Origin of the sequence: Pseudomonas sp. BF-RE-21 (assembly GCF_019947305.1) — a bacterium.
GTDB lineage: Bacteria > Pseudomonadota > Gammaproteobacteria > Pseudomonadales > Pseudomonadaceae > Aquipseudomonas > Aquipseudomonas migulae.
In genome coordinates, this window is sequence record NZ_JAGYGF010000032.1 from 38,034 (window position 1) to 65,028 (window position 26,995).

Here is a 26,995-nt window from a genome sequence, read left to right on the forward strand (position 1 = left end):
CAATACGATATTCAACAGCACATCCACAGAACGAGGCCTCTATGAAAAACCCCGCATTTGCCGTAGCCCTCAGCGCTGTTCTCAGTACCTCCTTCATTGCCACCGCGCAGGCTGACAAGCTCGACGACATTATCGGTTCCGGCAAGCTGCGCTGCGCCGTGACCCTGGACTTCCCGCCCATGGGTTTCCGCGATGCCAGCAACGCTCCTGCCGGTTTCGACGTGGACTATTGCAACGACCTGGCGAAGATCCTCGGGGTCGAGGCCGAAGTGGTGGAAACGCCGTTCCCGGACCGCATTCCGGCACTGATCTCCGGACGGGCTGACGTGATCGTCGCCTCGACTTCCGACACCCTCGAACGGGCCAAGACCGTTGGCCTGACCGTGCCGTACTTCGCCTTCCAGATGGTCGTGCTGACCCGCGACAACACCGGCATCAACAGCTTCAACGACATCAAGGGCAAAGCGCTGGGCAACACCAGCGGCACTTTTGAAGCCATCGCGCTGGAGGGCGATGTGAAGAAATGGGGCAGCGGCACCTTCCGCGCTTACCAGTCACAAAACGACACGCTGCTGGCGGTGGCCCAGGGTCACATCGACGCCACGGTGGTGACCAATACCGTGGCCGCCGCGACGATCAAGTCGGGTAAATACAAAAACCTGAAAATCGCCGGCAACGCGCCTTACACCATCGACTACGTGTCCCTGGGTGCCAAGCGCAATGAGTACGGCCTGCTCAACTACCTCAACCTGTTCGTCAACCAGCAGGTGCGCAGCGGTCGCTACAACGAGTTGTTCACCAAATGGGTCGGCACTGAAATCCCGCCGACTGACCTGACCGTGCCAAAGGTCTACTACTAAGGTGTCCGGCATGCCTGGGGCCACTGCTCTCATCGGTCGTAACCTGGTCCCGGGCTCCGCCCAGGGCGCGCTGCTGTTTGCCGATGTCGGGCTGAGCTTCTGGGGCGGCGTCGACCCTTGCACGGGTGAAGTCATCGACCGTCACCATCCGCTCAGCGGCGAACATCTGCACGGTCGTGTGCTGGCCATTCCCAGTGGTCGAGGTTCGTGTACCGGCAGCAGCGTGCTGATGGAGTTGATCAGCAACGGTCATGCACCGGCCGCTTTGGTCCTGGCCGAAGCCGATGAGATTCTGACCTTGGGCGTGCTGGTGGCGCAGACCATTTTCGAGCGTTCCCTGCCGGTGCTGTGCATCGGCCGGGAGGCCTTCGCGACCTTGCGCGGTAAAGCCTTTGCCCGAGTCGAAGGCGCCTCGCTGGCGATGTTCGATCACGTGCCCATCGATGGCTGGCAGCCAACCGAAACACCGATGCACACAGGCGAAACCAACGAGTCGATTGAGCTCACCGGGTTCGACCGTTCGCTGCTCGACGGCGAGCATGGCAAAGCCGCGCAGATGGCCATGCAGATTGTCCTGCGCATGGCCGAACTGCAAGGCGCCCACCAATTGGTGGATATCGCTCAGGCCCACATCGACGGCTGTATCTACACGGGACCGGCGAGCCTGCGCTTTGCCGAACAACTGGTGCACTGGGGCGCAAAGGTTCGCGTGCCCACCACCCTCAATTCAATTTCCGTGGACCAGCGCCGCTGGCGAGCGTTGGGCATCGACCCGTTGCTCGGCGAACCGGCCAGTGCCTTGGGCGATGCCTACATGGCGATGGGTGCGCAGCTCAGTTTCACCTGTGCCCCCTACTTGCTCGACACCGCACCGAAGGCCGGCGAGCAGATCGTCTGGGCCGAATCCAACGCGGTGGTCTACGCCAACAGCGTGCTCGGCGCACGCACGTTGAAGTACCCGGATTACCTGGATATCTGCATCGCCCTGACCGGCCGCGCGCCCCTGATCGGTTGTCATCTGGAGGCGCCACGCAAAGCTCGCCTGCGCGTTGAATTACCGGACCTGGGCGAACTCGACGATGCGTTTTACCCCTTGCTCGGCTACCACATTGGTGCCCTCGCGGGCAGCCGGATCCCGCTGGTGTTCGGGCTGGAACAGTACCAGCCAGACCTCGACGACCTGAAAGCCTTCGGCGCAGCGTTCGCCACCACGTCGGCCGCGCCGTTGTTTCATATCGCCGGGGTCACACCGGAAGCACTCGACCCTGCACAAGCGCTGGAAGCCGGCGTCCCGATACCTGTGGAAACAATCCGCCTGGCGGACCTGCTGGGCAGTTGGCGTGAGCTCAACAGTGCCCGTGACAACCGCGTGGAGGTGGTCTCGCTGGGTAACCCGCACTTCTCGCTCAGCGAGTTCGCCCGACTCGCGCGGCTGTGTCACGGCCGGCACAAACACCCCGAGGTGGTGCTCGCCATCACGTGCGGTCGTGCGGTGCTGGAACAGGCGCGTGACGCCGGACACATCGGCGTCATTGAAGCCTTCGGAGCCACCCTGGTGACGGACACCTGCTGGTGCATGCTCGGTGAGCCGGTGATTCCGCCAGCCGCCACAACCTTAATGACCAACTCGGGCAAATACGCCCATTACGCACCGGGTCTAGTGGGGCGAAAAGTGCACTTCGCCAGCCTCGCCGAGTGCGTTGACGCCGCTTGCACTGGCAGCGCCAGCGGGCGACTGCCGAGCTGGTTGCAACCTGCCTTGCTGATGGAGAGCCTCGCGCATGTTTGATTACACCTTCCAATGGCGCGCCACCCTGCGCGCCTTGCCGGACATGCTCGCCGGCGCCTGGGTCACGTTCGAGACCGCCGCGCTGTCGATGATTTTCGGCGTATTGATCGCCCTGGCCCTGACAGTCATGCGTGAAACCAGACACCCGCTGCTGCGCGGTATCGGCAACGGCTGGGTGTCGATTGCCCGTAATACCCCGTCGCTGTTCCAGATCTACATCCTGTACTTCGGCCTCGGCTCAATGGGCCTGCACGTCAGCTCCTGGCTCGCGCTGTTGGCCGGGATCACCTTCAACAATGCCGGCTATCTCGCGGAAAACTTTCGCGGCGGGCTCAAGGCGGTGCCTGGCACGCAAGTACGGGCCGCTCGCTCGCTGGGCATGAGTGCCTTCCAGACCTACCGGATGATCATCGTCCCGCAACTGTTGCGGATCGTGTTCTACCCGTTGAGCAACCAGATGGTCTGGGCGGTGTTGATGACGTCGCTGGGGGTGATTGTCGGGCTCAACAACGACCTCACCGGCGTGACCCAGGACTACAACGTCAAGACGTTCCGCACCTTCGAATATTTCACCATCGCCGCGGTGCTGTATTACCTGATTGCCAAGGCGATCGTCGCGACGGCCCGGCTGATGGCCTGGCGGCTGTTCCGTTACTGAGGACGTGACTATGTTTTCCACCGGTTTTTCCTGGAACGACCTGCTGTTCCTGCTTAACGGCGCCTGGATCACGCTGCAACTGACTTGCTGGGCGATCCTGCTCGGCACGTTCGCCGGGCTGGTGTTCGGCCTGCTGCGTGCGCTGTTGCCACGGGCCAGCCTGCCACTGGCGTGGGTGCTGGACGTGTTTCGCAGCGTGCCGCTGCTGATCCAGTTCGTGCTGTTCAACTCGCTCAAGAGCATCGTCGGCCTGAACATCAGCGCTTTCAGCGTGGGCTGCATCGTGCTCGGGGTTTACGCCGCCGCGTACTTCACCGAGATCGTGCGCGGCGGCGTGCTGTCGGTACCGCTGACCCTGCGCCGGGCCAGCCGTTCGCTGGGCCTGAGTTTCTTCCAGGACCTGCGCTGGATCGTTCTGCCGATGGCCTCGCGGGTGGCCTTCCCCGGCTGGCTGAACCTGGTGCTCGGGGTGATGAAAGACACCGCGCTGGTGATGTGGATCGGCATCGTCGAACTGCTCCGCGCCTCGCAAACCATCGTGACCCGCATTCAGGAACCGCTGCTGGTGCTGTGCATCGCGGGCCTTATCTACTACGTCATGAGCCTGGTGGTCGCACGCCTCGGCGCTCGTCTGGAAAGAAGGTGGCAAGAAAATGATTGAGATCGACAACGTACACAAATCCTTCGGCGACCTTGATGTGGTCAAGGGTGTCAGCCTGACCGTGAACAAGGGCGAAGTGGTGTCCATCATCGGCGGCTCCGGCTCGGGAAAATCGACCCTGCTGATGTGCATCAATGGCCTGGAACCGATCCAGAAAGGCAACATCCGCGTGGATGGCGTCGAGGTGCATCACCGCGCAACCGACCTCAATCACCTGCGGCAGAAAATCGGCATCGTGTTCCAGCAATGGAATGCCTTCCCGCACCTGACCGTGCTGGAAAACGTGATGCTCGCACCGCGCAAGGTCCTGGGCAAAAGCAAGGCCGAAGCCGAGGCGCTGGCCGTGCAGCAACTGACTCACGTTGGCCTGGGCGACAAGCTCAAAGTGTTCCCCGGCAAGCTTTCGGGCGGCCAGCAACAACGCATGGCCATTGCCCGCGCCCTGGCGATGTCACCGGACTACATGCTGTTCGACGAAGCCACCTCGGCCCTCGATCCACAGTTGGTCGGCGAAGTGCTGGACACCATGCGCATGCTCGCCGAAGACGGCATGACCATGGTGCTGGTGACGCATGAGATCCGCTTCGCCCGGGACGTGTCCGACCGCGTGGCGTTCTTTCGCAACGGCCTGGTGCATGAGATTGGTTCGCCGGATCAGGTGATCGGTAATCCGGTACATGCGGAAACTGCTGCGTTTCTAAAATCGGTGAAATAGACGATGACCCCATCGCCGGCAAGCCGGTCTCGCTCCCACAGTGTTTTGTGAGCGCCACAGATCCCTGTGGGAGCGAGACCGGCTTGCCGGCGATGAGGCCTGCATAGACAACATAAGGAGCAAACCATGCGCTCATCAAAAGTGATTCATGTAGTCAGCTGCCACGCCGAAGGCGAAGTCGGCGACGTGATTGTCGGCGGCGTCGCACCACCGCCCGGTGCCACGGTGTGGGAACAATCACGCTGGATCGCCAGGGATGAAACCCTGCGCAACTTCGTGCTCAACGAGCCGCGTGGCGGGGTGTTCCGACACGTCAACCTGCTGGTGCCGGCCAAGGACCCGCGTGCGCACATGGCCTGGATCATCATGGAACCGGCGGATACCCCGCCGATGTCCGGCTCCAACTCCTTGTGCGTGGCCACCGTGTTGCTCGACACCGGTATCGTGCCAATGACCGAACCGCAAACCCGGCTGGTGCTCGAAGCCCCCGGCGGCCTGATCGAAGCCGTGGCCGATTGCCGTGACGGCAAGGTCGAACGGGTGGAAATCAAAAACGTACCGTCCTTCGCCGATCGCCTCGACGCGTGGATCGAAGTGGAAGGTGTCGGCTCCCTCAAGGTCGATACCGCCTATGGCGGTGACAGCTTTGTGATCGCCGATGCCCGGGAACTGGGCTTTTCAATCCGCCCCGATGAAGCCGCCGACCTGGTGGCGGTCGGGCTGAAAATCACCCGTGCCGCCAACGAGCAATTGGGCTTTGTGCATCCGTTGAACCCTGAGTGGTCGCACATTTCCTTTTGCCAGATCGCCGCGCCCGTCGTCCACGAGAACGGCATCGCCACCGGCGCCAACGCAGTGGTGATTCAACCGGGCAAGATCGACCGCTCGCCAACCGGCACGGGTTGCTCGGCACGCATGGCGGTGTTGCACGCCAAGGGTTTGATGCGCGTCGGCGAGCGCTTTATCGGTCGCTCGATCATCGGCTCCGAATTCCACTGTCGGATTGACTCACTGACCGAAGTGGCCGGACGCCCCGCTATCTACCCCTGCATTTCCGGCCGGGCCTGGATTACCGGCACCCATCAATTGCTGCTCGATCCAAGTGATCCGTGGCCACAAGGCTATCGACTGTCAGACACCTGGCCCGGTGCCTGAACACTCTGAAGCACTGACCACCCCGACCGACGGCTGACAAAAACCCCACAAACCTGAAAAAAGCACTAGCCGAATTTTTTCATTTTAAATATCGTATACGAAATACAATAAACAACCCGGAGGCAACAATGAGCAAGCGAATTAACTGGAGTGGCGTCTTCCCCGCGGTGACCACTCAATTCAACGATGACTTCTCGATCAACCTGGATAAAACCCATCAGGTGATTTCCAACGTGATCCGCGACGGCGTGTCGGGCCTGGTGGTTTGCGGCTCGGTCGGCGAGAACACTTCGCTGACCGCTGAAGAAAAAATCGCCGTGACCGAAGTCGCGGTCGATGCCTCACGCGGCCGTGTGCCAGTGATTTGCGGTGTGGCCGAATTCACCAGTGTGCAAGCGGCCAAGGTCGCCAACGCCGTGCGCAAGGTCGGTGTCGATGGCGTGATGCTGATGCCGGCGCTCGTCTACGGTTCCAAGCCGTTCGAAACCGCCGAGCATTACCGCTACGTGGCAAAAAACGCCGACGTGCCGTTGATGGTCTACAACAACCCGCCGATCTACAAAAACGACGTGACCCCGGACATCCTGATTGCCCTGGCCGACTGCGACAACGTGGTGTGCTTCAAGGATTCCTCTGGCGACACCCGCCGCTTCATCGACATCCGCAACGAAGTGGGTGACCGTTTTGTGCTGTTCGCCGGCCTCGACGATGTGGTGCTGGAAAGCCTCGCCGTGGGTGCTGAAGGCTGGGTGTCGGGCATGTCCAACGTGTTCCCGAAAGAAGGCGAAACCATCTTCCGCCTGGCCAAGGCCGGACGTTATGCCGAAGCCATGCCGATCTACGAATGGCTGATGCCGATCCTGCACCTCGATGCCCGTGCCGACCTGGTGCAGTGCATCAAGCTGTGCGAAGCCATCGCCGGTCGCGGCAGTGCGCTGACCCGTCCGCCACGCCTGGCCCTGCCGGAAGAAGATCGGCTCTTCGTCGAGCAGATCATGGCCAAGGCCCTGGCCAACCGTCCGCACCTGCCGGACGTCGGTCTCTGAGTGATTGCCGGGCGGGGCTTTGCGGCCCCGGCCCGGCTACCTGTTTTTGCGCCCCTACAGGAAACGCCAGCATGCCCAACGCTCAACACGCTCACCGCGCAACCACACCCTCGGGACTCAAGCGCGTCGTGGCCGCCGCCATGGCCGGCACGGTCGCCGAATGGTATGAATTCTTCCTTTATGGCACCGCGTCGGCACTGGTCTTCGGCCAGTTGTTCTTCCGCCAGACCGACAGCCCCATCGACGGCATCATCGCCGCTTTCGCCCTGTACGCCGTGGGCTTTCTCGCCCGTCCGTTGGGTGGCCTGGTGTTCGGTCACTACGGCGACAAGTACGGCCGCAAGCGCCTGCTGCAACTGAGCCTGGTGGTGGTCGGCATCACCACCTTCTTGATGGGTTGCCTGCCCGGTTTCAACCAGATCGGCTATGCCGCACCGGTGTTGCTGGTGCTGCTGCGGCTGATCCAGGGTTTCGCGTTTGGCGGCGAATGGGGCGGTGCGATTCTGCTGGTGTCCGAGCATTGCCCGGACAATCGCCGAGGTTTCTGGGCCAGTTGGCCGCAAGCCGGTGTGCCGGCCGGTAACCTGGTGGCGACGGTTGCGCTGCTGCTGTTGTCGTCGAACCTGTCGGAGGAGCAATTCCTCGCCTGGGGCTGGCGCGTGGCGTTCTGGTTCTCGGCCTTCGTGGTACTGATCGGCTACTGGATACGCACCAGCGTCGATGACGCGCCGATTTTCAAGGAAGCCCAGGCGCGGCAAGCGCAGACCAAGCAACAGCAACTGGGCGTGGTCGAAGTGCTGCGTCACCACTGGCGTTCGGTACTGGTCGGTATTGGCGCGCGGTTTGCCGAAAACATCCTCTACTACACCGTCGTGACGTTCTCGATTACCTATCTGAAACTGGTGGTGCACAAGGACACGTCCGAAATTCTGCTGCTGATGTTCGGCGCGCACCTGCTGCACTTCTTCATGATTCCGTTGATGGGTTATCTGTCTGACCTGGTCGGGCGCAAACCGGTGTACCTGACCGGCGCGATCCTCACGGCGTTCTGGGGTTTCATCGGCTTCCCGATGATGGACACCGGCAACAACTGGCTGATCATGGCCGCCATCACCCTGGGCCTGGCCATCGAGTCGATGACCTACGCGCCCTACTCCGCGCTGATGGCGGAAATGTTCCCGACTCACGTGCGCTACACCGCGTTGTCCCTGTGCTACCAGGTGGCGCCGATCTTCGCCGGCTCCCTCGCCCCGCTGATTGCGATCACCTTGCTCAACAAGTACCACAGCTCGACACCGATCGCGTTTTACCTGGTCGGCGCGTCGCTGATCTCCATCATCGCGGTCGGCCTGACCCGTGAGACGCGTGGCAAGTCGTTGCACCTGGTGGACAGCGAATCTGCCGCGCGCATCGCCGCCCTCCACGATGCCGAACCGGTGACCGCACGCCGCAGCGATTCCTTGGCCTGACGCCGCAGACCTGTAGGAGCGAAGCTTGCTCGCGAAGACGATGTGTCAGCTGACATCTCTGTTGAATGTATTACCGCCTTCGCGAGCAAGCTTCGCTCCTACAGATCCAGTCCCCAACATTCCGACAGGAGCTTTTCATGCCCCAGATCATCGGCCACAACTACATCGGCGGTGCGCGCAGCGCCGCCGGCAAGATCACCGCGCGCAGCCACGACGCCACTACCGGTGAAGCGCTGCCCTACGCGTTCATGCAGGCCACCAACGAAGAAGTCGACGCCGCCGCCCAGGCCGCCGCAGCCGCCTACCCGACCTTTCGCACGTTGTCGGCTAGCCGCCGCGCTGAGTTTCTCGAAGCCATCGCCACGCAACTGGAGGCACTGGACGATGATTTCATCGCTCTGGTGACCCGCGAGACGGCGCTGCCGAACGGACGGATTCTAGGTGAACGCACGCGCACCAGCAGCCAGATGCGCCTGTTTGCGCAAGTCCTGCGCCGTGGCGATTTTTATGCGGCACGCATCGACCGGGCCCTGCCCGAGCGTCAGCCACTACCACGAGCTGATTTGCGCCAATACCGGATCGGCGTCGGCCCGGTCGCGGTGTTCGGTGCGAGCAATTTCCCCCTGGCATTCTCAACCGCCGGTGGCGATACCGCTGCCGCCCTGGCCGCCGGTTGTCCGGTGGTGTTCAAGGCCCACAGCGGGCATATGGCGACTGCCGAACTCGTGGCCGACGCGATCATCCGTGCCGCCGAGCAGACTGACATGCCCAAGGGTGTGTTCAACATGATCTACGGTGCTGGCGTGGGCGAAACCCTGGTCAAACATCCGGCGATTCAGGCTGTCGGTTTCACGGGGTCACTCAAGGGTGGGCGCGCGTTGTGCGACATGGCCGCGGCACGAGCGCAGCCGATTCCCGTGTTCGCCGAAATGAGCAGCATCAATCCAGTGCTGGTATTGCCCGAAGCACTGCAAGTGCGGGGCGAGAAAATTGCCAACGAACTCGCCGCCTCCGTGGTGCTCGGCTGTGGCCAGTTCTGCACAAACCCGGGACTGGTGATCGGTATTCGCTCGCCAGCGTTCAGCGCCTTCACCCAATCGCTGAGCACCGTGATGGCGGGGCAACCGGGGCAGACCATGCTCAACTTCGGCACGCTCGACAGCTACGCCAACGGTGTGCAGGCGTTGCACGCGCACCCGAACATCACTCACCTGGCCGGTCGCGATCAACAGGGCACACAGGCGCAGCCGCAACTGTTCAAGGCTGACGTGAGTCTGTTGCTCAATGGCGACCCGCTGTTGCAAGAAGAAGTGTTCGGTCCGGCGACAGTGTTGGTGGAAGTGGCCGACAAAGCCGAACTGCAACGGGCACTTCAACACTTGCACGGGCAACTCACGGCCACGCTGATTGCTGAAGCCGGCGACCTGCAAAATCACCCCGGGCTGTTACCGCTGCTGGAGCAAAAAGTCGGCCGGGTGTTGTTCAACGGTTACCCGACCGGCGTCGAAGTCTGCGATGCGATGGTGCATGGCGGGCCTTATCCGGCCACCTCAGATGCGCGCGGCACCTCGGTCGGCAGCCTGGCCATCGAGCGTTTCCTGCGCCCTGTGTGCTATCAGAACTGTCCCGACGCGCTTCTGCCCGACCCGCTGAAAAATGCCAACCCGCTGGGCATCGCTCGCCTGGTCGATGGCAGCAGTCAACGCACGCCCCTGTAAAAAAAGCGCCACCGGTTTACCGGTGGCGCACGCTCTCACTCATCCCAGCAGCGCTTTCAGATCGTTGTACAACGCCTCGGGAATCTCGACGCCCTCCACCAGGCTACGCGCTCGCGCCTCATAGCGCCGTTGCGAGGGCAACCGTGCGCCCTGCCCTTCAATACTCTCAAACAAGACCTCGGCACGGGCCAGATGCTGTTCGGTGGCTTCACCGAGAAAGCGTCGTGGATCAAGGGCAATGATCAACTCGCCGTGGTACGGCGACGACTTGCTGCCGGCGTCGTAAGCCAGTGACTCTGCGCTGGTCAGGTCGCCGATCAACGGCCCGGCGATCAGCTCCACCATGGCCGCCAGCGCCGAGCCTTTGTGCCCACCGAACGTCAGCATCGCACCCGCATCGAGCACCACGTTGGCATCGGTGCTTGGCTGCCCCTGCGCGTCCACACCCCAGCCCTCGGGAAGCGCTTTGCCGGCGCGCCGGTGCAACTCGATATCGCCACGGGCAATCGCGCTGGTGGCGAAGTCGAACACAAACGGATCCTTGCCCGAGCGTGGCCAGCCGAACGCAATGGGATTGGTGCCAAACACTGGCTGGCTGCCGCCCGCTGGCGCCACCCAGGCATGACTGGGATTGCAGGCCAATGCCACCAGACCGGCCGCCGTCAGTTGCTCGATCTCAACCCACAGCGCAGAGAAATGCACGCAGCGATTGATTGCCAGCGCAGCGATACCGTTTGCCCGGGCTTTCTGCGCCAACAACGGCAGCCCCGCCTGGAACGCCAATTGTGAAAAACCACCCGCCGCGTCCACGCGCACGATCGAAGGCGCTTGATCGATGACCTGCGGCTCGGCATCGGCCGCCACTTTGCCTGCCCTGAGTGAGTTGACGCAGCCCAGGATCCGATACAAACCATGGGAGGCGCAGCCATCGCGCTCGCCGGCAATCACTGTGGCTGTCACCGCCTGAGCGTGGGCAAGGTTGAAACCGTTGTGCAGCAAGATCGATTCGGCCAGCTCGCGAGCTTCGGCCAGGGACAGACGGATCATAATCACCTCCTTGAACAGACCGTCCAGCCTGACCCGTTCCAACCGTCACGGCTTGATCGCTTTAGGCCGACGCCATGACGAATTCGGCACATATGGATCATTGCGATGCGTCTTGGCATTGGTTCGCCAGCGTCGGCCATCAATCGCTGCAAAACCGCAAAAAAATCAAAAAAACCGCCCCTCAACGCGTTGTTTTACCGTAGCCTCGTCCCCCATCCTGAACGCCAATCATGAACCCTGCACACGGCCACTAACTGTTTTCCCATGCGCAAACTTCTGTACCTGACTTTCTCCATGGCATTGATTGCCGCCCTGACGACCTACGCCATGTGGGCCGCGGATCGTCCGGCGGGTCATTACCTGTCGGACTTGCGCATCGATCTCGCCATCGATCAGGGAACGCCTGCCGATCGTGGCAACCTGCTGGGCATCCAGCCCGAACTGTTTCCCACCGACTACCAAAGCACCGAACGCTTGCACCGCAAACTCGCGGCCTATTTGCAGAAAGCCCAGGAACAGGGGCTGCTGAATGAAAAAACCATCGTCGTGCTGCCCGAACATGTCGGCACCTGGCTGATGGTCAGCGGCGAGAAAGACGAGTTGTATCAAGCCACCACGCTCAAGGAAGCCATGAACTGGCTGGCGGTGAGCAACCCGCTGAAGTTCATCCGCGCGCTGATCGGCGCCAAGGGTGACAACCGCCTCGACGATGCGCACCTGCGCATGAAAGCCAAGAGCATGGCCAAGGATTACCAGGCCCTGTTTGGTGGGCTGGCAAAGGAATTTCACGTGACGCTCGTGGCGGGCTCCATCGTACTGCCCGAGCCGAGCATCATCGACGGCACGCTGAAAATCGGTCGCGGTGCGCTGTACAACAGCAGCGTGGTGTTCGGCCGCGACGGGATGCCGATTGGCCAGCCACAGCGCCAGATGCACCCGATCGTCGATGAAAGCGATGTGATCCAGGCCAATGGCGAACACACGCTCAATGTCGTCGACACCCCGGCCGGACGCCTGGGCGTGTTGATCGGCAGCGACAGCTGGTACCCGGACAACTACCGCCAACTCGACGATCAGGGCGCGCAGCTGGTCGCGGTCCCGGCGTTCGTCATCGGTCGCGGCGCCTGGGACAAGCCATGGCGCGGCTACAAGGGTCTGTCGGCGCCCGATTCCGTCAGCCTCAAGGCTGGCGAACTGAGCGAGGGTCAAGCCTGGCACCGCCTGACACTGACCGCTCAACCGCCCGCCAGCCAGGCCATCGCCGGCATGAGCGTGTTCCTGCGCGGGCAGTTCTGGGATCAGGGCAGCGCCGGGCAAAGTTTTCTCAGCAGCAATGGACAGCATTTCGCCGGTGGAAACTTCCGTGGCGCGCGTTTGCTGAACCTTTGGTTGTAAACCATGAAACCGTTGCCGATGCGTCTGGGCGATCTGTCGGTGGGCTTTGTTCACAGCCTGGCCGACGCGGTGCGCAGTCACGGCATCGATCCTCAGCCCCTGCTCGACCAGTATGGCCTGGACCCCGCCCGGCTTGGCGAAGCCTGCGCCCGGCTGTCGATCCCGCGCTACATGCGCCTGGGCCACGGTGCCATCCAACTGACCGCCGACCCGGCACTGGGTTTACGCATGGGCCAGCTCAGCCGCCTGAGCCAGGCCGGCCTCGCCGGGGTTACCGCCGCGCAGGCACCGACAGTACGTGAAGCGGCACGTTGCCTGATTCGCTTCGAAGCCTTGTACGGCTCCAACTATCGCGGTCAATCGAGTTTCCACGAAGATGCCCAAGGCGCGTGGCTGCGGTTCTATTCCATCAGCCCTTACAACGCCTATAACCGCTTCGTGGTGGATTCGATCATCGCCGGCTGGTTGCAACAATTGTCCAGCGTCAGCCCTGTTCCCTTGAGCGCTGAGCGCATCGAGATCGAGTTCGACGAGCCGGATTACCGGGACGCTTATGCGGTGCTGGGGGATTGCCCGATCCAGTTTGGCGCCGAACAGAACCAACTGCGCCTGAGTCTGGCCAGCCTCGCTCAGCGCAACCCGCTGCACTGCCCGAGTACGTGGCGACACCTGCTGCAATTGTGTGAACGGGAACTGGAACAACTGACACGCACCCGCAGCCTGCGTGAACGCATCACTCAGTTACTGGGGCCGTTGCTCAATGGTGGCCGGGAACCCGACCTGGAAGAAGTGGCGGCACGCCTGAAGCTGCCTACCTGGACCTTGCGCCGCAAACTCACCGAGGAAGGCACGCAGTTTCGTGCAATTCTCAACGACACTCGTCGCGACCTGGCCATGACCTACATTCGTGACACCGAACTGGCGTTCGGTGAAATCGCCTACCTGCTGGGCTTTGCCTCAGCCGAAGCGTTTCAACGTGCTTTCAAACGCTGGAGCGGTCAGACACCCGGCGAGTTTCGCCGCAGTCACCGCCAGTCGGCCTGACGCTTACAGCTCGGTAGCGTCTTCGGCCGGTTCCAGCGGGTCCAGTTCAAAGGCCTGGAACTCGAGCAGCTCTTCTTGATAATCGTCCATTTTGAATCCCCCATCGCTCATTGAAAAAACGCTTGAATAAATGACCTGCACCTTGAGCATAAAGTGCCCGCGTGAAAGAAAAATGACGCAGGCACAACGCTCCGTCGCTACTGAATAAAACGTAGCAGGTGGTCAGGAATTTATCACAGGATTTTTCGATACAGGCCATCGGAATGTAGCCTGGGTTGACGCGGATCAAACTTGAACACGATTCCGGGATCGACAGGCTGCGAGCCGATCCCGGAACGTCAGTCACCGATTATTGGCTGGTCACAGGCATGGCAGGAATCGGCTCGCTCGGAGGAGGCAAATTCGACTGCGCCGGTGGCGTGACGTTTTCCGTCGACGGTGCCGCCGATTCAGCGTTCTCGACCGGTGCGACCGGTGCGGGCTCAGGTGACGGTGCAACCGGTTCCGCAGCAGGTGCCGGCGCAGGCTCAGCTGCCGGAGCTGGAGCTGGAGCTGATTGGGCGGCAGAGGCCGGCTCAGGCGCCGGAGCGGCCTTGGCTTCAGGCACGCCCAGATCGGTTTTCGGCTTTTCGACGATGTGCGCGGCTTTTTTCGCTTCCGGCGGCAGGAACAATTCGACCAGGGCGAAGAAACGCTCGTAGAACTTAGCCGACGAGACGGTTTCGCTGGCGACCTTGACCATCGAGTCGTCGGACGAGCCGATCGGCATCGATACCGAACCCAACACACCGACACCGAGGCTCGCGGAGTTGTTGGTCTTCTTCAGCGCATAGCGATCCTGCAAGGCGTTGGCGAACATGGTCGCGTGATGGCCTTCGCTGCCATCATCGGCACAGACCACACTGAAGCTGATCTCCATGTGGGTCTCGCCGGTCTGCTGGAAGCTCTTGTGACCACTGATCAGCTTCGGGTCGTTGCTGGTGATGATGTAACCCTGGCTGAGCAACGCGCGACGGGCGGCTTCGCAGGATTGCGCATCGGTGACCGGGTAATTGCGCGAAAAGGTTCCGGAGTCGTCGAAGTTCTCATGCTCATAGATCGGGGCTTTTTTCGAAGAGCAACCGGCCGCAACGGCCAGCACCAACGCCAGCCCGACAACCCGCACGGGAAATGATTTAAACATTGAACATCCTGAGAAAAACGGTCCGGGGCGTATTGTGCAACAGATCGATGCTTAGCGTCGCATCGATTAGTGTCTTGAAACAGTTACAAGTGTAATGACTGCCATTTACAGGAAAAAGTCGCCCGGAAAAATCTCAGCCGACGGACAGCCCCTGCCCGTTTTTTCTGTGCCCACAAAAAACCCCGGCGGTTTGGCCGGGGTTTTTGTGTCGCGGGAAACTCAGTCAGGCATCAGAAACGCTTGATGTCCGCTTCGGCTTCCAGCTGCTTGCGGTAGGCCGCAAAGTCTTGCTGACCAATGCGCGAGGCGAGGAAGCGACGGTATTGAGCCTTCTCTTCGTCGGTCGGCGCAGCGGCTTCGTTGACGCCGTTCAGACGCACGATCACCAGGCTACCATCCGCCAGGGTCACGCTGCTGAAGGTCGGCTTGTCTTTGGCAACCGGCTTCGGCATGCGGAACAACGCTTGCAGCACAGTCGGGTCGATCCCTTCCTGAGCGCGATTCGCCGCAGCGGTGACTTTCCAGCTCTGACCGTCAATCGCCTTGTCCAGCGGCGTCTTGCCTTCGCGCAGGCTGGCAATCAGCTCATCAGCCTTGGTCTTGGCGGCAGCACTGGCGTGCTCCTTGGCCAATTGCCCACGGATGGCGGCAGACACGCTTTCCAGCGGCAGTTGCGCAGGCTTCAGGTGTTCCTTGGCACGCAACACGATCACGGTTTCCGGATCGAGTTCGATGGCGGTGCTGTTGGCACCCTCATCCAGCACTTCAGGACTGAACGCGGCAGCGATCACCGCACGGTTGGCTGCAACGCCGTCGCCACCTTCCCGGCCGAACGGCTTGGAGGTGTGAACGGTCAGTTTCAGGTCCTGTGCCGGCTGGGCCAGATCGGAAGATTCGAACGACGAGTCTTCCAGTTGCTTGGTCGCCTCGACGAAACGCTGCTCGACCTGCTGGGTTTTCAGCTCGCGGGTCAGCTTGTCTTTCAGGCTGGCGAAGGTCGGAACTTCCGGCGCCTCGACACCCAACAGCTTGATCAGGTGGAAGCCGAAATCAGTACGAACCGGGGCCGAAACCTGGTCCTTGGCCAACGCATACAGCGCGGTTTCGAACGCTGGATCGTAGACGCCAGGGCCTGCGTAACCGAGGTCACCACCGTTGTTCGCCGAACCTGGATCCTGGGAGAATTCCTTGGCCAGGGCCTCGAACTTCTCGCCTTTGGCCAGACGGGCCTGAACTTCTTCGATCTTGGCCTTGGCTTGCGCCTCGGTCACCTTGTCGTTCACTTCGATCAAAATGTGCGCCGCCCGACGCTGCTCGGACAGGTTGGCGATTTCTTTCTGATACGCCGCTTGCAGGTCTTCGTCTTTCACCGCGACCTGATCAAAGAAGGAAGACTTCTTCAACTCGAGGTAATCGATGATCACCTGATCCGGCGTCATGAATTCCTTGGCGTGTTCGTCGTAGTAGGCCTTGACCTCATCGTCGGTCAGCTTCACAGCCGCCGGGTCAGCCTTGACGTTCAGGGTAGCGAAATCGCGGGTCTGTTTTTCCAGACGGGCGAAGGCCAGCACCTGTGCGTCGGTAACGAAACCGCTGCCAGCCAGGCCAGCGCGCAGTTGGCCGATCAGCATTTCCTGAGCCAGCATCTGGCGGAATTGCATGCGGCTGTAGCCGAGCTGACGAATAACCTGATCGAAACGCTCGGAGCTGAACTTGCCGTCCACCTGGAACTCAGGGGTTTGCAGGATCACTTGGTCCAAAGCCGCTTCGGAAAAAGCGAATTTCGAGTTTTCTGCGCCTTGCAGCAGCAGCTTGCGGTCGATCAAGCCTTTGAGGGCCGATTCGCGCAGCATTTTTTCGTCGAGCAAGGAAGCATCGAAATCCTTGCCCAGCTGTTGCATGAGTTGACGGCGTTGCATATCGACCGCCTGGCTCAGCTCGTTCTGGCTGATTTCTTCGCCGTTGACCTTGGCCGCATCGTTACGATGGGTGGTGGCCTGAAAAATGGCGTCGAAACCGGTCAAAGCCATCAGTGCAACGATGACCCCGATAATGGTCTTGGCAATCCAGCCTTGTGAATTGTCCCTGATATTCTGCAGCATGCGTCCCCCAGAAACGGTTGAACTTCAAAATTAGGCAACCGTGGAGCGTGGGTAGAATCCGGATAGAAGAAAGGCGCATCCGAGGATGCGCCTTCTCGTAACTGGCGGAGCGGACCAAGGGTTCGAACTTGCGACCCTCGGTGTCTCGGACCGGCAACTTGCCGACTGGACTACCGCTCCGCTGCCAGGTCAGGCATGACCCCGACCCGGATAGGCAAAAACCTGAATCGAACTTAGTTGACAGCTTCTTTCAGTGCTTTACCGGCTTTGAAACCTGGTTTTTTGGCTGCTGCGATTTCCAGTGTCTTACCGGTCTGTGGGTTACGACCAATGCGAGCTGGACGATCAGTCACGGAGAAAGTACCGAAACCAACCAGAACAACAGAGTCGCCAGCCTTGAGAGCGCCAGTGACGGATTCGATTACAGCGTCCAGCGCACGGCCAGCAGCAGCTTTCGGGATATCAGCGGATGCAGCGATAGCATCAATCAGTTCCGACTTGTTCACTCTAAGTCCCCTTATATCTATTTGAGTATGATTCTAAGTTTTTTGGTGAAAGCAAAAACGAGTGCTGAATGGCCTACAGACACTTAAGAGCCGCTTTATAACAAGGGCTCTAAAAAGCTGTCAACAAGCCCTCCAGGCAAATGCGTACTAATGCGTGCTAATTCTTTCCTTAGAGTCAGACTCGCGTTTTTCATCCTTTGCAACTATCTCCGGAGCTACATCGGGCAAGGGCTCCGGCGCGTATTGCAGCGCAATTTGCAGGACCTCGTCAATCCATTTAACCGGTTTAATCTGCAGATCTTGCTTGATATTGTCAGGAATTTCCTTCAGATCGCGTACGTTCTCTTCAGGAATGATCACCGTCTTGATCCCGCCACGGTGGGCAGCAAGCAGTTTTTCTTTCAGACCGCCAATCGCCAGCACTTGACCGCGCAAGGTGATTTCACCCGTCATGGCCACGTCAGCGCGCACCGGGATCCCGGTCAACGCCGACACCAGGGCCGTGCACATGCCTACACCGGCGCTAGGGCCGTCCTTCGGGGTCGCCCCTTCCGGCATGTGGATGTGCGTGTCGCGCTTCTCGTGGAAGTCCAGGGGAATGCCCAGGCTCTTCGCGCGGCTGCGGACAACGGTCAGGGCAGCGGTGATCGATTCGACCATCACGTCACCCAGCGAACCGGTCTTGATCAACTGGCCTTTGCCCGGTACGACAGCGGCTTCGATGGTCAGTAATTCGCCGCCCACCTGAGTCCATGCCAAACCGGTCACCTGACCGATCTGATCCTGCGATTCAGCCAGGCCGTAGCGGAATTTACGTACGCCCAGGAAGTGCTCCAGCATGTCGGCAGTGACCTTCACCGAGAAGCGTTTTTCCAGTGCATGCTCTTTGACCGCCTTGCGGCAAACCTTGGCAATCTGGCGCTCCAGCCCACGTACACCGGCTTCGCGGGTGTAGTAGCGGATGATGTCGCGGATCGCTTCGGCGTCGAATTCCAGCTCGCCTTTCTTCAAACCGTTGGCAGTAATCTGCTTCGGCGAAAGGTACTTGACGGCGATGTTGATTTTCTCGTCTTCGGTGTAACCCGGCAGACGAATCACTTCCATCCGGTCGAGCAGCGCCGGTGGAATATTCATCGAGTTCGAGGTGCACAGGAACATCACATCGGACAGGTCGTAATCGACTTCCAGATAGTGATCGTTGAAGTTGTGGTTCTGCTCCGGATCGAGCACTTCCAGCAACGCCGATGCTGGATCGCCACGCATGTCGCTGCCCATTTTGTCGATTTCATCGAGCAGGAACAGCGGGTTGCGGACGCCCACTTTTGTCATCTTTTGAATCAATCTACCTGGCATCGAACCGATATAAGTCCGGCGATGACCACGAATTTCCGCTTCATCGCGCACACCACCGAGGGCCATGCGCACGAATTTACGGTTGGTGGCGTGAGCAATCGACTCCGCCAGCGAGGTTTTACCCACACCAGGAGGACCAACCAGGCACAACACCGGGCCACGAATCTTCTTCACGCGTTTTTGCACGGCGAGGTATTCGAGGATGCGTTCTTTGACTTCTTCCAGACCGTAGTGGTCGGCGTCGAGGATGTCTTCTGCACGCGCCAGGTCCAGACGCACTTTGCTCTGAGCCTTCCACGGCACCTGAACCAGCCAGTCGATGTACGAACGCACCACGGTCGCTTCCGCGGACATTGGCGACATTTGCTTCAGCTTGTTCAGTTCGGCCTGGGCCTTGGCCAAGGCGTCTTTCGGCAGGCCGGCGGCATCGATGCGCTTTTTCAGCTCTTCGATTTCGTTGTGGCCTTCATCGCTGTCGCCGAGCTCTTTCTGAATGGCCTTCATCTGCTCATTCAGGTAGTACTCGCGCTGGCTGCGCTCCATTTGTTTTTTGACGCGACCGCGAATGCGTTTTTCGACTTGCAGCAGATCGATCTCGGCATCCAGCAACGCCAGGACGTGCTCGACCCGGGCCGACAAATCGATGATTTCGAGAATTTCCTGCTTCTGCTCGATCTTCAGGGCCATGTGCGCGGCCATGGTGTCGACCAGGCGGCCTGGCTCGTCGATGCTGTTGAGCGACGACAGGACTTCAGCGGGGACTTTCTTGCCCAGCTGCACATATTGTTCGAACTGAGCCAGCAGGCTGCGGACAAACACTTCCGACTCGCGCTCAGGCGCATCGACTTCATCGATCAAGGAGACTTCGGCACGGCAATGGCCGTCCACTTCGCTGAAGCGCTCCACGGCGCCGCGCTGCTCACCTTCGACCAGAACCTTGACCGTGCCGTCAGGCAACTTGAGCAACTGCAGAACGGTAGCGATCGTACCTACGCGATAAAGTGCTTCTTCACCGGGATCGTCGTCAGCAGGGTTTCTCTGGGCCAGCAGAAGGATCTGCTTGTCGCCCGTCATCGCTGCCTCGAGGGCTTCGATGGATTTCTCGCGCCCCACGAACAGCGGGATAACCATGTGCGGATAAACCACGACATCACGCAATGGCAGGAGAGGCAATTCGATGGTTGTCTTCATGATTTCGCCTCTACGGCGGCCATAAGGCCGTAAACAGATGGAAGTAAGCTTGAAACCAAGATGGGGGCTGCCTTGAAAAAAAACAAGCGCAAAGAGGACGTTAAAAATGCTTTAAAAGAAAAGGGGCCCGAAGGCCCCTTCTTTATTCCAGCTGCGTGACGCTTAAGCGTCTGGCGCGGCCTTGGCAGCCGGCTCACTGTTTTCGTAGATATACAGTGGCTTGGACTTGCCTTCTATAACGCTTTCATCGATCACTACTTTACTCACCTCGGACTGCGAGGGGATTTCATACATAGTGTCGAGCAATACACCTTCGAGAATCGAGCGCAGTCCACGGGCACCGGTCTTGCGTTCCAGGGCACGTTTGGCGACCGATTTGAGTGCGTCGGCCCGGAATTCCAGGTCCACGCCTTCCATCTCGAACAGCTTGGCATACTGTTTGGTCAGAGCATTTTTCGGCTCGGTGAGGATCTGCATCAATGCAGCCTCATCAAGCTCGTCCAGCGTGGCAAGAACCGGCAGACGACCGACGAATTCCGGGATCAGACCGAACTTGACCAGATCGTCAGGCTCGACTTCACGCAGGGATTCACCGACTTTCTTGCCTTCTTCCTTGCTGCGCACTTCTGCGTTGAAACCGATGCCGCCCTTGGTGGAACGGTTTTGAATAACCTTTTCCAGACCAGAGAATGCGCCGCCGCAGATGAACAGGATGTTACGGGTGTCAACCTGAAGGAATTCCTGCTGCGGATGCTTGCGACCACCTTGAGGCGGAACGGAAGCGACCGTACCTTCGATCAGCTTGAGCAGGGCCTGCTGCACGCCTTCACCGGAAACGTCCCGGGTGATCGACGGGTTGTCAGACTTGCGCGAGATCTTGTCGATCTCATCGATGTAGACAATACCCATCTGGGCTTTTTCTACGTCGTAATCGCACTTCTGCAACAGCTTCTGAATGATGTTCTCGACATCTTCACCCACATAACCCGCCTCGGTGAGGGTGGTTGCGTCGGCGATGGTGAACGGAACGTTCAACAAGCGGGCCAGTGTTTCGGCAAGCAGGGTTTTACCCGAGCCTGTCGGGCCGATCAGCAAGATGTTGCTCTTGCCGAGTTCGACGTCGTCATTCTTTTTGTCACGCTGGTTCAGGCGTTTGTAGTGGTTGTACACCGCTACAGCCAGAACCTTTTTTGCACGCTCCTGACCAATCACGTACTGATCAAGGATGCCGCTGATTTCTTTAGGCGAAGGCAATTTATGCGCGCTGCTTTCCGCCTGGGCTTCCTGCACCTCCTCTCGGATGATGTCATTGCACAGGTCGACGCACTCGTCGCAGATAAAGACCGAGGGGCCGGCAATCAATTTGCGCACTTCATGCTGGCTTTTGCCACAGAAGGAGCAATAGAGCAGCTTGCCGTTGTCCTCGCCGTTGCGGGTGTCAGTCATTCGTTCGATCCAAATCCGATAGGCTTGCAACACAAGATGAAGGCTATTGCGGGCTTTTTCAAGCCCGCTGGTGATCGGACCAGCCGACCCGCCTTATTTTGAGCTGCTTATATTAAGCGGGGCGCTGGGTGATCACTTCATCGATCAACCCGTATTCACGCGCGGCTTCTGCACTCATGAAATTGTCGCGGTTGGTATCGCGCTCGATCTCTTCAAGCGTGCGCCCGCTGTGCTTGGCCATCAGCGTGTTGAGACGCTCACGAATGAAGAGGATTTCCTTGGCATGGATTTCGATATCCGAAGCCTGCCCCTGGAAACCGCCCAGTGGCTGGTGAATCATCACGCGTGAGTTCGGCAGGCAGTAACGCTTGCCAGGAGCACCGGCGGTCAGCAGGAATGCGCCCATGCTGCAGGCCTGACCGATACAGGTGGTCGACACGTTAGGCTTGATGAACTGCATGGTGTCGTAGATCGACATGCCCGCCGTCACCGAACCGCCCGGGGAGTTGATATAGAGATGGATGTCCTTGTCCGGGTTTTCCGCTTCAAGGAACAGCAGCTGCGCACAAATCAGGTTGGCCATGTAGTCCTCTACCGGACCCACCAGAAAGATCACCCGCTCCTTGAGAAGACGCGAGTAAATGTCGTAGGCGCGCTCGCCACGAGCAGACTGCTCGACAACCATCGGGACCAGGCCGCCTGCGGCCTGGATATCAGAGTTCTGCTGAATATACGAATTACGGAACATGCTCTGCAGTCACTCCCAAATAGTTATGTCTTGAATACGCATAAGCCAGCACGAAGGCTGGCTTATGGTGTGTGCTTCTTACCGCAGAAAAGATCAGTCGGCTTGTGGAGCTTCTACCGGCTTGACCGCTTCTTCGTAAGAGACCGATTTGTCGGTCACGCTAGCTTTCTGCAGAACAGTATCCACAACTTGCTCTTCCAGCACAACCGAACGGACTTCGTTCAGTTGCTGCTCGTTCTTGTAGTACCAGGACACAACCTGCTCAGGCTCTTGGTAGGCCGAAGCCATTTCCTGGATCATTTCGCGAACGCGGGCTTCGTCAGGCTTGAGGTCGAATTGCTTGACCACTTCAGCCACGATCAGACCCAGAACAACGCGACGCTTGGCTTGCTCTTCGAACAGCTCGGCCGGCAGTTGGTCAGGCTTGATGTTGCCGCCGAACTGCTGAACAGCCTGCACGCGCAGACGGTCAACCTCGTTGGACAGCAGAGCCTTTGGCACTTCGATCGGGTTGGTGGCCAGCAGACCGTCCATTACCTGATTCTTGACCTTGGATTTGATTGCCTGACGCAGCTCACGCTCCATGTTCTTGCGAACTTCGGCGCGGAAGCCTTCCAGACCGGTTTCCTTGATGCCGAATTGAGCGAAGAACTCTTCGTTCAGCTCAGGCAGTTTTGGCTCGGAAACAGTGTTCACAGTTACGGTGAACTCAGCGGTTTTGCCCGCCAGGTCCAGGTTCTGATAGTCAGCTGGGAAGGTCAGGTTCAGAACGCGCTCTTCGCCGGCTTTAGCGCCAACCAGACCGTCTTCGAAACCCGGGATCATGCGGCCGGAACCCAGAACCAGCTGAGTGCCTTTGGCGGAACCGCCAGCGAACACTTCACCGTCAACCTTGCCGACGAAATCGATGTTCAGTTGGTCGTCGTTCTGAGCGGCGCGATCGGCCACTTCGAAACGGGTGTTCTGCTTGCGCAGCACGTCCAGCATTTTGTCCAGATCGGCGTCAGCCACGTCAGCGCTCAGGCGCTCAACGGTGATGCCTTCGAAACCGGCAACGGTGAACTCTGGGAACACTTCGAAAATCGCGACGTATTCCAGGTCTTTGCCAGCTTCCAGGGATTTCGGCTCGATCGAAGGAGCGCCAGCCGGGTTCAGCTTTTGCTCAACTACGGCTTCGTAGAAAGAGGACTGGATGACGTCGCCGACAGCTTCCTGACGTGCATCAGCACCAAAACGGCGCTTGATTTCGCTCATCGGCACTTTGCCTGGACGGAAACCAGCGATCTTGGCCTTTTGGGCGGTCTGCTGCAGACGCTTGTTGACCTGAGTCTCGATGCGCTCAGCCGGCACGGTGATGCTCATGCGGCGCTCAAGAGCAGAAGTATTTTCAACAGAAACTTGCATGGATATTCCTCGTTGCACAGACGTTGGCCGGCCGTTTCCGACCCCAGAATCAAGGGCATGCATTCTAGTAGGTCAAACTCAAGAAGTCACCCTACTGAAAACGGGTAACAACGCAGCAGGCAATTTATAGGTGCGAATGCATGAATGCATCTCGCCCCGGTGGCAAATACAGCCAATCATGCCAGGGCTCTGCGCCAACCCTTCTATATATAGAAGCGATTGCCAGGCATCTCCCTGACAGCCGATCTCGCGAGCAAGACCGGCGAGCAGCACGGCATCATCGAGAAACAAAAATACGACGAAACGCCCTGCGCCTGCGACCCAGAACCTGCGGTCGCGAAACACTCGAACCACTAAAACAAAAAAGGCGCCAGACTGTTAAATCTGGCGCCTTTCGGAATATGGGGTGGACGATGGGGATCGAACCCACGACAACGGGAGTCACAATCCCGTGCTCTACCAACTGAGCTACGCCCACCATATTGCGTAACAAAGAAGCCAAACAACTTCTTCGTTGAGCTCCAGCCAGGCCAGCGGCCTGAATGAAGCTTTATTTGGTGCGGATGAAGAGACTCGAACTCTTACGCCTCGCGGCGCTGGAACCTAAATCCAGTGTGTCTACCAATTCCACCACATCCGCATGTAGCCGTTAAAGCAAAGGCGCCAGACTGTTAATCTGGCGCCTTTCGAAATATGGGGTGGACGATGGGGATCGAACCCACGACAACGGGAGTCACAATCCCGTGCTCTACCAACTGAGCTACGCCCACCATATCGCGTTACTTGTGCCAAAGCTGCCTAATGGCGCACCCGGCAGGACTCGAACCTGCGACCATCCGCTTAGAAGGCGGATGCTCTATCCAGCTGAGCTACGGGCGCCTTGTTAATCTGTACCCTTGAAGGACTACAAACTAAGTGCTTTCCAGCCTTGCAGAATCGTAATTCCGCTCGACCTTCTTAACCAGTGCTAGGCTGTGCCCGACAAGTGCGACGAATAGTATAGAGCCCCCCGTAGGGCGTCAAATCCTTTTTAAAAAAAATTCATTTAATTAAAGGGGTTAGAGGAATTTGCAGACCAAGCGCCTTTGCCCTCACCTCATGACATGCGAGAATGCGTTCTCTTTTTTTCCCCTCTCGATGGTTAATCACGCGCAATGACTGCACAACTAATCGACGGCAAATCGATCGCCGCCAGCCTGCGCCAGCAGATCGCCAAACGCGTCACCGAGCGTCGCCAGCAAGGCCTGCGCACTCCCGGTCTCGCGGTGATCCTGGTCGGCAGCGATCCTGCCTCTCAGGTTTATGTCTCGCACAAGCGTAAAGACTGTGAAGAGGTCGGCTTCATTTCCCAAGCCTACGACCTGCCTTCCGAAACCACTCAAGAAGCGCTGACCGCCCTGATCGATCGCCTGAACGACGACCCGGCAATCGACGGCGTTCTGCTTCAGCTTCCGTTGCCTGAACACCTGGACGCGTCCAAATTGCTGGAACGCATTCGTCCGGACAAAGACGTCGACGGCTTCCATCCTTATAACGTCGGTCGTCTGGCCCAACGCATTCCGCTGCTGCGCCCTTGCACGCCCAAAGGGATCATGACCCTGCTGGAAAGCACCGGGGCCGATCTTTACGGGATGGACGCAGTGGTCGTCGGCGCCTCCAACATTGTCGGGCGACCGATGGCGATGGAATTGCTGCTGGCCGGTTGCACCGTGACCGTCACCCACCGCTTCACCAAGGATCTGGCAGGCCACGTCGGTCGTGCCGATCTGGTGGTGGTCGCCGCCGGCAAGCCGGGCCTGGTCAAGGGTGAATGGATCAAGGAAGGCGCGATCGTGATCGACGTCGGCATCAACCGTCAGGAAGACGGCAAACTGGTCGGCGACGTGATCTATGAAACCGCCCTGCCCCGCGCTGGCTGGATCACTCCAGTACCGGGCGGCGTCGGCCCGATGACCCGCGCCTGCCTGCTGGAAAACACGCTGTACGCAGCGGAAACGCTGCACAGCTGAGTTCACGCCTCGATCCAGGCAACGAACAAAAGAACCCTGCCAATGGCGGGGTTCTTTTTGCCCGTGGAATGACGCTACCACTCGCCGGAAACCTGCTGTTTTGTAGGGCTTTTCAAGGACTTTGACTTGTCGATTGAACAACCATCGACAGTTCTTCAGCCATACTCCTAAAATGCGTCGTTTTTAAAGAAACAGCCCGTTACAAAACGGCTAATCCACACCTTATGAGTCTGCCAGCGTGAAAATCCGTCTTTCCATCCTGAGCCTATTTTTTGTATTTACAGGGACGTTCATCACGCCAGCGGTCAATGCTGCTGAAACCACCGCAGCACCTCGAGATACGAAACAACTCAAGCTGGCTTCCGGCAGCTCCTTGCTGCTGGATATGCAGACCAACAAAGTCATCTATGCCAGCAACCCCGACGTGGTTGTCCCTATCGCCTCCGTCAGCAAATTGATGACCGGTCTTGTCGTGGTCGAAGCCAGGCAGAACATGGACGAGTACATCAATATCAACATCAGCGATACGCCAGAAATGAAAGGCGTGTATTCCCGGGTGAAACTCAAAAGCGAATTGCCGCGCAGGGAAATGCTGCTGATCGCGCTGATGTCCTCGGAAAACCGCGCAGCCGCGAGCCTGGCCCACCACTATCCGGGCGGCTATGTCGCATTCATTGCCGCGATGAACGCCAAGGCCAAGGCGCTGGGCATGACCAGCACCCACTTCGTCGAACCGACTGGCCTCTCCCCTCGTAACGTTTCTACCGCACGCGACCTGAGCAAATTGCTGATCGCGGCGCACAAGTACCCGTTATTGACCGAGTTGAGCACCACCAAGGAAAAAACCGTCTCGTTTCGCAAGCCCAATTACAGCTTGGGTTTCCGCAACACCGACCATCTGGTCGGCAAGCCGAACTGGGACATCAAGTTGACCAAAACCGGTTTCACCAACGAAGCCGGCCACTGCCTGGTGCTGGTGACCAGCATGGGTAATCGTCCGGTGGCGCTGGTGATTCTCGATGCGTACGGCAAGTACACACACTTCGCCGATGCCAGTCGTATTCGCAACTGGGTCGAGACCGGCAAGGGCGCCAACGTTCCGTCTGAGGCCTTGCAGTACAAGTCGGAGAAGAACCTCAAGCACCGTCAGAGTGGTGTGGTTGAGGCTTCGAAGTAGTTGGGGATATATCCGTTTCTTCGGTAACGGCGGCTGATGGTTTCGCCCTTACGGCGAGTCACTTGGAAAAGCCCCAAGTAACCAAGGGCTCTTGCCCCTTTCGTTCGGTGCCTCGCCATGGCTCGGCATGCCCTCGCTCCGGTCCTGCTCCGTGGGCCCGCCGCGATCGGCCATCCTTGGCCGTGCGCGGCTAACCCGGCATCCATGCCGGGTTGCCCACTGCGCAGAACCTCCACTCGGCCTCTCGAGGGGGCGCTCAGATCAAAAGCTGAAGGCGAGCTAACGCTCGGCCTGATGAGTGGTGGAAATCAAAAGCGTA

General features: G+C 59.3%; 21 protein-coding genes and 5 tRNA genes. 13 read left to right on the top strand and 13 right to left on the bottom strand.

The features are described from left to right. Positions 1 to 41 precede the first annotated feature (41 nt). From KGB25_RS19640 to KGB25_RS19680, 9 genes are all read left to right on the top strand, one after another. Complete coding sequence (locus KGB25_RS19640; RefSeq protein WP_008024648.1) at positions 42 to 860, top strand: transporter substrate-binding domain-containing protein; 819 nt, start codon at positions 42 to 44, stop codon at positions 858 to 860. Positions 861 to 870: 10 nt separating this feature from the next. Further along, positions 871 to 2,649: an aconitase X gene (locus KGB25_RS19645; RefSeq protein WP_223436330.1), complete on the top strand. Its 1,779-nt coding sequence runs from the start codon at positions 871 to 873 to the stop codon at positions 2,647 to 2,649. Next, complete coding sequence (locus tag KGB25_RS19650) at positions 2,642 to 3,307, top strand: amino acid ABC transporter permease (protein WP_223436332.1); 666 nt, start codon at positions 2,642 to 2,644, stop codon at positions 3,305 to 3,307. The genes KGB25_RS19645 and KGB25_RS19650 overlap by 8 nt, the downstream gene beginning before the upstream one ends. Before the next feature lie 10 nt (positions 3,308 to 3,317). Then, positions 3,318 to 3,968, top strand: coding sequence for an amino acid ABC transporter permease (locus tag KGB25_RS19655; RefSeq protein ID WP_008024645.1), 651 nt, complete (start codon positions 3,318 to 3,320; stop codon positions 3,966 to 3,968). Then, complete coding sequence (locus KGB25_RS19660; RefSeq protein WP_008042626.1) at positions 3,961 to 4,683, top strand: amino acid ABC transporter ATP-binding protein; 723 nt, start codon at positions 3,961 to 3,963, stop codon at positions 4,681 to 4,683. The genes KGB25_RS19655 and KGB25_RS19660 overlap by 8 nt, the downstream gene beginning before the upstream one ends. Before the next feature lie 126 nt (positions 4,684 to 4,809). Further along, positions 4,810 to 5,838, top strand: coding sequence for a trans-3-hydroxy-L-proline dehydratase (locus KGB25_RS19665; RefSeq protein ID WP_223436334.1), 1,029 nt, complete (start codon positions 4,810 to 4,812; stop codon positions 5,836 to 5,838). A gap of 128 nt (positions 5,839 to 5,966) precedes the next feature. Further along, positions 5,967 to 6,884 carry a dihydrodipicolinate synthase family protein gene (locus KGB25_RS19670; protein WP_008042630.1) on the top strand — a complete coding sequence of 306 codons (918 nt, stop codon included), beginning with the start codon at positions 5,967 to 5,969 and terminating at the stop codon, positions 6,882 to 6,884. A 71-nt stretch (positions 6,885 to 6,955) separates the two neighbouring features. Beyond that, positions 6,956 to 8,353, top strand: coding sequence for a fosfomycin efflux MFS transporter AbaF (gene abaF, locus KGB25_RS19675; protein WP_008042632.1), 1,398 nt, complete (start codon positions 6,956 to 6,958; stop codon positions 8,351 to 8,353). A gap of 137 nt (positions 8,354 to 8,490) precedes the next feature. Further along, a complete protein-coding gene (locus tag KGB25_RS19680; RefSeq protein ID WP_223436336.1) occupies positions 8,491 to 10,071 on the top strand; it encodes an aldehyde dehydrogenase (NADP(+)) in 1,581 nt (526 codons plus the stop codon). Between the two features lie 39 nt (positions 10,072 to 10,110). On the opposite strand, the gene KGB25_RS19685 is transcribed toward KGB25_RS19680, so the two are convergent. Continuing rightward, positions 10,111 to 11,118, bottom strand: a complete 1,008-nt coding sequence (locus tag KGB25_RS19685; protein WP_008024639.1) for an Ldh family oxidoreductase — start codon at positions 11,116 to 11,118, stop codon at positions 10,111 to 10,113. A 264-nt stretch (positions 11,119 to 11,382) separates the two neighbouring features. Here KGB25_RS19685 and KGB25_RS19690 point away from each other — a divergent pair, with 264 nt between their 5' ends. Then, positions 11,383 to 12,513 carry a carbon-nitrogen hydrolase family protein gene (locus KGB25_RS19690; protein ID WP_223436338.1) on the top strand — a complete coding sequence of 377 codons (1,131 nt, stop codon included), beginning with the start codon at positions 11,383 to 11,385 and terminating at the stop codon, positions 12,511 to 12,513. A 3-nt stretch (positions 12,514 to 12,516) separates the two neighbouring features. Further along, entirely contained in the window at positions 12,517 to 13,557 is a 1,041-nt protein-coding gene (locus KGB25_RS19695) for an AraC family transcriptional regulator (protein ID WP_207285966.1), read from the top strand. A gap of 349 nt (positions 13,558 to 13,906) precedes the next feature. Here the strand turns inward: KGB25_RS19695 and KGB25_RS19700 are convergent, their stop codons facing one another. The 12 genes from KGB25_RS19700 to KGB25_RS19755 form a co-directional block, all read right to left on the bottom strand. Further along, positions 13,907 to 14,740 carry a DUF2242 domain-containing protein gene (locus tag KGB25_RS19700; protein ID WP_008042653.1) on the bottom strand — a complete coding sequence of 278 codons (834 nt, stop codon included), beginning with the start codon at positions 14,738 to 14,740 and terminating at the stop codon, positions 13,907 to 13,909. 230 nt (positions 14,741 to 14,970) lie between these two features. Beyond that, positions 14,971 to 16,842, bottom strand: coding sequence for a SurA N-terminal domain-containing protein (locus KGB25_RS19705; protein ID WP_223436340.1), 1,872 nt, complete (start codon positions 16,840 to 16,842; stop codon positions 14,971 to 14,973). Positions 16,843 to 16,944: 102 nt separating this feature from the next. Continuing rightward, positions 16,945 to 17,022, bottom strand: a tRNA-Leu gene (locus KGB25_RS19710). Positions 17,023 to 17,075: 53 nt separating this feature from the next. Further along, positions 17,076 to 17,348, bottom strand: coding sequence for an HU family DNA-binding protein (locus KGB25_RS19715; protein WP_002552737.1), 273 nt, complete (start codon positions 17,346 to 17,348; stop codon positions 17,076 to 17,078). 147 nt (positions 17,349 to 17,495) lie between these two features. Continuing rightward, positions 17,496 to 19,892, bottom strand: coding sequence for an endopeptidase La (gene lon, locus KGB25_RS19720; protein WP_008034103.1), 2,397 nt, complete (start codon positions 19,890 to 19,892; stop codon positions 17,496 to 17,498). A gap of 162 nt (positions 19,893 to 20,054) precedes the next feature. Then, positions 20,055 to 21,338 carry an ATP-dependent Clp protease ATP-binding subunit ClpX gene (clpX, locus tag KGB25_RS19725; RefSeq protein ID WP_007946893.1) on the bottom strand — a complete coding sequence of 428 codons (1,284 nt, stop codon included), beginning with the start codon at positions 21,336 to 21,338 and terminating at the stop codon, positions 20,055 to 20,057. A 112-nt stretch (positions 21,339 to 21,450) separates the two neighbouring features. Then, a complete protein-coding gene (gene clpP, locus KGB25_RS19730) occupies positions 21,451 to 22,086 on the bottom strand; it encodes an ATP-dependent Clp endopeptidase proteolytic subunit ClpP (RefSeq protein ID WP_008034105.1) in 636 nt (211 codons plus the stop codon). Between the two features lie 93 nt (positions 22,087 to 22,179). Then, positions 22,180 to 23,490 (bottom strand): trigger factor, encoded by a 1,311-nt coding sequence (gene tig, locus KGB25_RS19735; RefSeq protein ID WP_032832734.1) that lies wholly within the window; start codon positions 23,488 to 23,490, stop codon positions 22,180 to 22,182. Between the two features lie 402 nt (positions 23,491 to 23,892). After that, positions 23,893 to 23,968: transfer RNA gene (locus KGB25_RS19740), tRNA-His, on the bottom strand. 77 nt (positions 23,969 to 24,045) lie between these two features. Further along, positions 24,046 to 24,130: transfer RNA gene (locus KGB25_RS19745), tRNA-Leu, on the bottom strand. Between the two features lie 54 nt (positions 24,131 to 24,184). Continuing rightward, positions 24,185 to 24,260: transfer RNA gene (locus tag KGB25_RS19750), tRNA-His, on the bottom strand. A gap of 32 nt (positions 24,261 to 24,292) precedes the next feature. Further along, positions 24,293 to 24,369: transfer RNA gene (locus tag KGB25_RS19755), tRNA-Arg, on the bottom strand. Between the two features lie 275 nt (positions 24,370 to 24,644). On the opposite strand from KGB25_RS19755, the gene folD reads away from it, so the two are divergent. Then, a complete protein-coding gene (gene folD / locus KGB25_RS19760; protein WP_008034109.1) occupies positions 24,645 to 25,499 on the top strand; it encodes a bifunctional methylenetetrahydrofolate dehydrogenase/methenyltetrahydrofolate cyclohydrolase FolD in 855 nt (284 codons plus the stop codon). Positions 25,500 to 25,737: 238 nt separating this feature from the next. Continuing rightward, positions 25,738 to 26,676 carry a D-alanyl-D-alanine endopeptidase gene (pbpG, locus tag KGB25_RS19765; protein WP_207285962.1) on the top strand — a complete coding sequence of 313 codons (939 nt, stop codon included), beginning with the start codon at positions 25,738 to 25,740 and terminating at the stop codon, positions 26,674 to 26,676. Positions 26,677 to 26,995: the final 319 nt, after the last annotated feature.